Genomic DNA, 6362 nt, shown 5'->3' with positions numbered 1-6362 from the left:
CCATGCCATCAATGTATGTGTTTACAGGTATCTTTGAATTTAGTATTGCACTCACAATTGAAAGTCCATCGGCAACACTGCCACCAATTGAATTGATGCGTACATTGATGCATTTTACTTGCTCTGCATAGTTATCATTTAAGTATTGAATGTCCTCTGCAATCCAAGCACCGTTGATGCCCATGCCCATATCGTCAATATCACCAATATGCTTATAGATAAGCATCGTTGCTGTGTCGTTAGATATGTTTGTGATTTTCATATTGCAAAAGTGGTAACATATTTAGCGTTTAATCCAAATAAGTTACTAATTTTGACGTGTTTAGTAACTAATATCTAACAATGGCTAATCCAAAAAGCGATATAAACACAAAGAAACAAGCTGCTAAAGCACGCGTTACCGCTCACTTAACAGGCGAATTAAAAAAGAAATTCTTTGATGAAGTGGAACGTACAGGAACCAAAGAGTCATATCTGCTCAAAGAGATTATCTCGGAGCATTACGGGAAGCATAGGTTTTAAGCTATTTCAGCTATCAACTGCCCTTTAAGGTCTAATGTGTTTGTATATGTTCCGAAAGTTGAACCTATACGTGTAAAACGCACGTTTTTAGTAGCACCAACCGCTTCAACTAACACCCATTCCGTTGCTCCTGTTGTATTAAAGTAAGCAAGGTTGAATGTTGTTTGCTTAAAATTAGTTGCCAATCCTGTTGGTATAGTCATTGATAGCGTGTTGTTACTGCCGCCTGTTGATGTGTTGTTGATGTCAAACATTATTGTTACTTTCTTTGACTCAACTAATATACGCAAATCAACTGAACCTGTGCCTAATGTCCATGTGTTTAAATCACCTGCTAATGTTGGTGAAATTTGGTCAAAGTTGTTTCTAAAATATAAATCATTGTAATCAAACGTGCCACTACCACTTGCGGCACTTGACCAAACTATCTTACGAATTTCATGCACGTTGTTTAATGTGCTGTCGCTAAACTCCACAGGGTCGGCATCTGTTGCAGTTAAGTATGTTGTTGTTATCGTACCCACTAACACTTGACCAAAAGCAACGGTTACTGTTTGAGCATCGCATCTAAACACCTCTGCATAAGTATCAAGCATTACAGCACCTGCGCTTATAATGTATGTTGAACCTGAACCTGTGTTGATACACCCATGTAAAGCCATCGGCTGTGTTCCTGCTCTATCACCTGCCCAATATGATTTGTTTACATCTTGTATTGTTTCAATGTATGCTGCTTGCAAGTGGTCTAAACTGCCTTTCTTAATAGGCATTGCACTTGAACTTGTGATGTCTGTTGTTTTTATTTTTTTCATTTGAATTAGTATGTTATAACTTGATAATTAATTCCTGCGTATGTGTACAAATCGGCTATCTGCCTAATTATATTTTCTCTGTTTTGGCTTATGTTTGGCACGGTGTCGGGTGGTTCATTTGTCAAAGCGTTGGCAACTGCAATTGGAATGTAAATATCAAACTCGCTTCCTGTGTTGGTTATGTTTAATGCTTGCACAAATCTAAACGCTTCACCGTTGGCATAAACTGCTTCGCTACTATCAACAGAAGCCAAACCTACATAAAACACATTGCTACCCGAAGCGAAATTATCAATATAAATATCACTCGCTCCTGGCACATTCACAAACGTAGTACCAAACCATTCGTTAAGCGCCCATTCAAACAACAAGTGCTGTGCGTTGTACTTGCATCGTGGCTCAATGCCTACGAATTTATCTTGTATCTTGAACCAATATTCTGTGTTGGTCGGTAACTCGCCTGTGTTCGCTACCCAACATTCATACACCGATTTGTCCTCATATTGCACTTGGTCACCAACTGCATACGCTGTGGCTGTTACCCATAACGGTGCTGTGTTGCCATCTTTGAACGTACCAAACATGGTATTGTATAGCACTTGCAAAGGTTTCACAAGTGTTTTAACCCATGCCTTGTATATCGGCAACCGCTTCTTTGGTGGCAGGAAGTTGACCGCAAACGAGTCTGTATTTATTATGCTACTCATTGCACAATGTAAGTTAAGGTATCATCAAAGGTGTGGTTGGTAGTGGTTTCCTCAACAACGTAACCCGAATAGGTATCATAAGTAACACTATCCACACCTGTTGATAGGTTAAACAATGTTACACCTGCACCATAAGCAACGGTGTCACGCCTTACTAATATACGTGTCAATGATGCTGTGATAACGCCCTCTGCGCCTTGTATTGCATCGACAACGGCTTGGGTAGTTATACGGCCATTAAACGGCAAGTTAGCCATGTATGCGTTCAATGCTGCTTTAACGTTGGCATCTATCACTGATGAATATTGACCGTTAAAGTATATCGTTGCTGCCACTTCCATTTTATCGCTATCCTCATTGATTAACGTGAACGCTATGCCTGCGGGGTTAAACGTTTCAACATACGTTTGTAACTCGGCTAACTCACCACTTGATACAGGTTCTGGTGGGTCATTCTTTGCAACCTTAATCAATACCGTTCTGTTTGGTGCTGTTACCACTGCGCATCGTGTTAAGATTTGATTGGCCACGTTAACGGTTGGATATTCGATTACGAATGTAGTTGTGTTCAACTCGGCAACATCGCCTGTTTGAAATTTCAACACCTTGTTACGTGTCCATTGCGGTGTGCTTGGTGCTGCGGTGCTTGCTATGGCTTCTAAATCAACCTTGAATAAGTCCTGCAGCTGCTCAAACACTGCAATACATGATGCCACAATGAAGTAGTATAAGTTCCACTTTGCGGTTTGACTTGTTGAGGTCAAAGTTGACAATGTCGGGTCTGCGTTCTTCGCATCCAACATCTGTTGTTTGATTTGTTGTACTGTTCTGGCCATTATACTATTGCTGTTATAATGCCGTTAACAACCGTGATGCTTGTAGGGTTTGTAAACGTACCACTAACACCATTTGTAAGTGTATAGGTAACAATTGCATCTACATCGGTTAACGATGTAACACCGTTTTGGTTTAACGGTAACTGCTCTGTTCCATCAAGCGGTGTTGCGTTTGGTAACTCGGATATTTTTTGCTCTGCCATTTTATTGTTGTATTATTAGATTATAACCTGTTTCTGTTGTTAATATGTAACCCAATTCGCTTGCCAATGCCACCGCTTCGGGTATCGCTCCGCTTCGGATAGTATCATCCTCTAATTGCGGTGCGTTGTTAGTAATTAACGTTGTAACCAATGCTTCGGTTGTCGGTAAACTTGATGCCGAATAATCAAATCCCTGCAATGTGTAAGTAATGATAAACTCTTGTATGTTGGTATGGTCTGCCGATTGAATTTCACTTCTGCGCAAGAACCTGCTATTATACGGTGTTGACCAATTATGTACAAGTGCGTTAAGGTCTTGTTTTAATTGCAATACTGCCGTGTCCTCGGTCTTATAACTTTCAAAACCTAAATGCAATGCAATACTTAACGTTCCTTGTTGTTGACCTTGTAAGTTTTCGATATAGTCGGCACTTGCAAACTCAATAAAACAACACGGATAGTTAAACGGCACATTCACATCCTCACGCTCAAATTGATTATTCCACAAGGCAACATACTTCAATGCTGCAAGTGTTTCAATTCGTGCCTTTAATGCGTTATAAATTGCTAATTGCATTACTTAAATATCTTATCTAATCGTTTAACTATAACTTTCTTTACTTGCTCATTAAGGTTGTAACTATCACCCATGAATTGGCGTTTGGGCATGATAAAACCTTTGCCGCGACCTGCTCTTAACCCATCATTGTGAACCCTTGAATAAATTAAATCACTATGTATCTTAATACTCAATGCTGCTCTGTTTGCGGGGTCACGGATAATTGAACGCCTTAAATCGCCTGTCTTAACTAATATCGCCCTTGTTGTATCATCAACCGTTTTGCCGCTTTTCGTTTTGTACGTTTTTTTCTTTCTCGGCTTCCATTTCTCAACACTCTTATCATCCCATCCCTGCTTGCGGAACGATGCCACAAAGAACACCTTGGCCGTGTTACCAACATCAACAATAGCCGCTTCCATTGCCTTGCGTGCTTTCTGCTCCGCTTGTTTTAGGTTGAATTTATTGCTCTTTGCCATTATGTCGGTATCGGTAAATTCCAATTCTTTTTAGCCATTTCTTTATCACCCTTTGCAATGTCAAAGTATGGATGCTTATCTTTGCCCCTTTCTTTAAACACATAGCCATCAATGCCCGAATTCATACGAAACAAGGGCGGTACATCATCGGGCGGTGTAAAGTTGCTCATATCGCTTAATTCCCCCTCGGATAGTTGTATTACGGTACAACGGCAACGCCAACCGTTAGGTGGATAGTATTGCTTCCAAAAGGGGTCATTGATAGGTCTTATAATGTTGTCAAGTGCTTGATGCGTTGGCCTTACTCTGCCATCACCAACCGTTTGATACTGCAACAACGGCAACACATCGGCATCGGCTTCAATGCGTTTCCAATCGGATGCCATACGTGCTGATGCTTTGGCTGTTTGATATTCGGCTTGCAAATAATCTTCATTGTATAGCTTAAACATCGGCTTAACCGCTTCTTTAAACTTGTAGAAGTTCGATTTCAATTCGGGGTCTGCTAACATCGCAGTCATTGTCCGCGTTTGTTGGTATGTTTTCGCTCCGCTGAATATGTAAATGTTATTGGTTAAGTCCGCAGTTAATACCTCATCAACAACAGGTGCTAAATCAATGCCATCACGTAGGTACTTCGCAGTCTTTAAATAAATTCCCTCTGGCAACACTTGATTATTTACCGCACCAATCCAAACATCATTCGTAAATCGATTAAAATCGTTCTCATCAAACGGTGTTGGTGGGTCAACTTCCTTATCAATATTCAATATGTCGCAATACCCGCACATTAGCTGTATATGGCTCTTAATCGTTTGGCAATGTTTTCAAGTTGGCTTTCGGTTTCGTTTTCTGTTTCGGTTTCGTTTTCTTCCTCTACACCCATTTCATCCTGCAACTCAATGCCGTATTTATGCTCTAAATATTCGTGGTCAAACTTAACATACGGCATGAATGAAGCATCAATCTTGGCCTGCTCTGATAACGGTAAACTTTCGCTATCATCGTACTTGAATGTGCAACCGGATAAATCGAACCCATTTCGGATCATCATCGGCACAAGTTGGTTCTCAATCACAAACTGCATCTTTAACGTGTCTTGTTTGGCTATCATATCGGCCACGTTCTCGTGTACGTTTGCACTGCCGCTGTACGCCTTTTCATCGGTTGTTCCTGTTTGCCCTAAAATTATCTTGCTAATCTCACTATTGCAACGCTCAACCATCTTATCGAACACTGCATAAGCATCAGTTCTGCTTGCTTGCATCAATTCAATGTTATCGTTTAAGTCTAACACTGCCCACGATGCTACTCCCATATTGCGAAGCATATTCTCCATGTTCTTGCGGGTCATTTCATCCCTTACATCGGTTTTGCCAACTCTAATAGGGCTTCCGAATACCTCTGCAAATTCAGCCCACGCTGCCATTGCGTTTTTCTTCCAAATAACATAAGGTGCTAAATACATCATTAACCCTAAATCTCTTTTTTCGCCAACTCCAATGCACCAATTGTTATACGGTGCTTCATCAAAGTGCTTGCCCTCGGTAACGGTTGCTGTGTTGGTGCGTACCAAACTAAATTCGGGTACTACGTAAATTCTCGGTATCAATTCAACACTTGAATACTTATCGTTAACGATTGCCCCGAATTGTACGCAGGAAAATCCCCAAAAGATACTATCAAGTGCTAAGTTTTGAAAGTCATAAAACCACTTTTGATTGAACAATTCTGTTTTCGCTTCATCGCATTCGCCATCTGGACCATACACCATAAACTTCTTGCACAATATTTTTGACTTACGTTGCAACATTGCACTTTGAACCTGCCCATCTAACACGATTTGTTGATACGTTTGCATTAACAGAAAACGGTTAGGGTACATCGGTGACTCGGCTGATTGCAATGCAATATTAAAGCGTGTTGCATCTTGCCTAACACGTTGCAACTGTTGCTCAAAGTCAATCGTTTTGCGGATGTTGGCCTTTTGAGGTTGAGGTTTGCTGAAGTTAAATATATCGTTATACCATGCCATTACTTAAAGAAATTATCTTGTTTGTCTAAACTATTGCCGTAACGGATGCTAAAGCCCTCACTATCTGCTGTGTTAATGTTCAACACCTCTGCTGTGTCTGTACCGCTTGCCCATCTATCAAGTTGGTCTAATGCTTCCCGGTTGCGTTCTATTCTCAAATCGGGAATGTTACGCGGGTTAATACGTGCATGCAAGTTGTATAAGGTCAT

The 6362-nt window shown here is 40.7% G+C and carries 11 protein-coding genes; 1 reads left to right on the top strand and 10 read right to left on the bottom strand.

What is annotated here, in order from left to right; translation table 11 throughout:
• A partial coding sequence (locus ACK5ON_RS09130) for an ATP-dependent Clp protease proteolytic subunit (RefSeq protein WP_409821850.1) occupies positions 1-262 on the bottom strand: 262 nt, incomplete at its 3' end.
• 80 nt (positions 263-342) lie between these two features.
• Here ACK5ON_RS09130 and ACK5ON_RS09125 point away from each other — a divergent pair.
• Positions 343-522 (top strand): hypothetical protein, encoded by a 180-nt coding sequence (locus tag ACK5ON_RS09125; protein ID WP_409821848.1) that lies wholly within the window; start codon positions 343-345, stop codon positions 520-522.
• Here the strand turns inward: ACK5ON_RS09125 and ACK5ON_RS09120 are convergent.
• The 9 genes from ACK5ON_RS09120 to ACK5ON_RS09080 all read right to left on the bottom strand — a co-directional run.
• A complete protein-coding gene (locus ACK5ON_RS09120) occupies positions 519-1334 on the bottom strand; it encodes a hypothetical protein (RefSeq protein ID WP_409821846.1) in 816 nt (271 codons plus the stop codon). The genes ACK5ON_RS09125 and ACK5ON_RS09120 overlap by 4 nt on opposite strands.
• A gap of 5 nt (positions 1335-1339) precedes the next feature.
• Positions 1340-2041, bottom strand: a complete 702-nt coding sequence (locus ACK5ON_RS09115) for a hypothetical protein (RefSeq protein WP_409821843.1) — start codon at positions 2039-2041, stop codon at positions 1340-1342.
• Positions 2038-2739, bottom strand: coding sequence for a hypothetical protein (locus tag ACK5ON_RS09110; protein WP_409821841.1), 702 nt, complete (start codon positions 2737-2739; stop codon positions 2038-2040). Before ACK5ON_RS09110 ends, ACK5ON_RS09115 begins: the two co-directional genes overlap by 4 nt.
• A 137-nt stretch (positions 2740-2876) precedes the next feature.
• Positions 2877-3080 (bottom strand): hypothetical protein, encoded by a 204-nt coding sequence (locus ACK5ON_RS09105; RefSeq protein WP_409821839.1) that lies wholly within the window; start codon positions 3078-3080, stop codon positions 2877-2879.
• Position 3081: 1 nt separating this feature from the next.
• Positions 3082-3657 (bottom strand): hypothetical protein, encoded by a 576-nt coding sequence (locus ACK5ON_RS09100; RefSeq protein ID WP_409821837.1) that lies wholly within the window; start codon positions 3655-3657, stop codon positions 3082-3084.
• Positions 3657-4142, bottom strand: coding sequence for a phage virion morphogenesis protein (locus ACK5ON_RS09095; protein WP_409821835.1), 486 nt, complete (start codon positions 4140-4142; stop codon positions 3657-3659). The genes ACK5ON_RS09100 and ACK5ON_RS09095 overlap by 1 nt, the downstream gene beginning before the upstream one ends.
• Positions 4118-4639 (bottom strand): phage minor head protein, encoded by a 522-nt coding sequence (locus ACK5ON_RS09090; RefSeq protein ID WP_409821833.1) that lies wholly within the window; start codon positions 4637-4639, stop codon positions 4118-4120. Before ACK5ON_RS09090 ends, ACK5ON_RS09095 begins: the two co-directional genes overlap by 25 nt.
• 269 nt (positions 4640-4908) lie before the next feature.
• Complete coding sequence (locus tag ACK5ON_RS09085) at positions 4909-6153, bottom strand: DUF935 family protein (RefSeq protein ID WP_409821831.1); 1245 nt, start codon at positions 6151-6153, stop codon at positions 4909-4911.
• The coding region (locus tag ACK5ON_RS09080) for a hypothetical protein (RefSeq protein ID WP_409821829.1) at positions 6153-6362 on the bottom strand (210 nt) is incomplete at its 5' end. The genes ACK5ON_RS09080 and ACK5ON_RS09085, both read right to left, overlap by 1 nt.

This window comes from Flavobacterium sp. (assembly GCF_046317795.1).
GTDB lineage: Bacteria > Bacteroidota > Bacteroidia > Flavobacteriales > Flavobacteriaceae > Flavobacterium.
Note: the sequence above shows the minus strand (reverse complement) of the source record. Positions and strands in the feature narration are given on the sequence as shown.

Coding starts and splice junctions, on each gene's coding strand:
- ACK5ON_RS09125 (WP_409821848.1), top strand. CDS start 343: ATGGCTAATCCAAAAAGCGATATAAACACAAAGAAACAAGCTGCTAAA.
- ACK5ON_RS09120 (WP_409821846.1), bottom strand. CDS start 1,334: ATGAAAAAAATAAAAACAACAGACATCACAAGTTCAAGTGCAATGCCT.
- ACK5ON_RS09115 (WP_409821843.1), bottom strand. CDS start 2,041: ATGAGTAGCATAATAAATACAGACTCGTTTGCGGTCAACTTCCTGCCA.
- ACK5ON_RS09105 (WP_409821839.1), bottom strand. CDS start 3,080: ATGGCAGAGCAAAAAATATCCGAGTTACCAAACGCAACACCGCTTGAT.
- ACK5ON_RS09100 (WP_409821837.1), bottom strand. CDS start 3,657: ATGCAATTAGCAATTTATAACGCATTAAAGGCACGAATTGAAACACTT.
- ACK5ON_RS09090 (WP_409821833.1), bottom strand. CDS start 4,639: ATGACTGCGATGTTAGCAGACCCCGAATTGAAATCGAACTTCTACAAG.
- ACK5ON_RS09085 (WP_409821831.1), bottom strand. CDS start 6,153: ATGGCATGGTATAACGATATATTTAACTTCAGCAAACCTCAACCTCAA.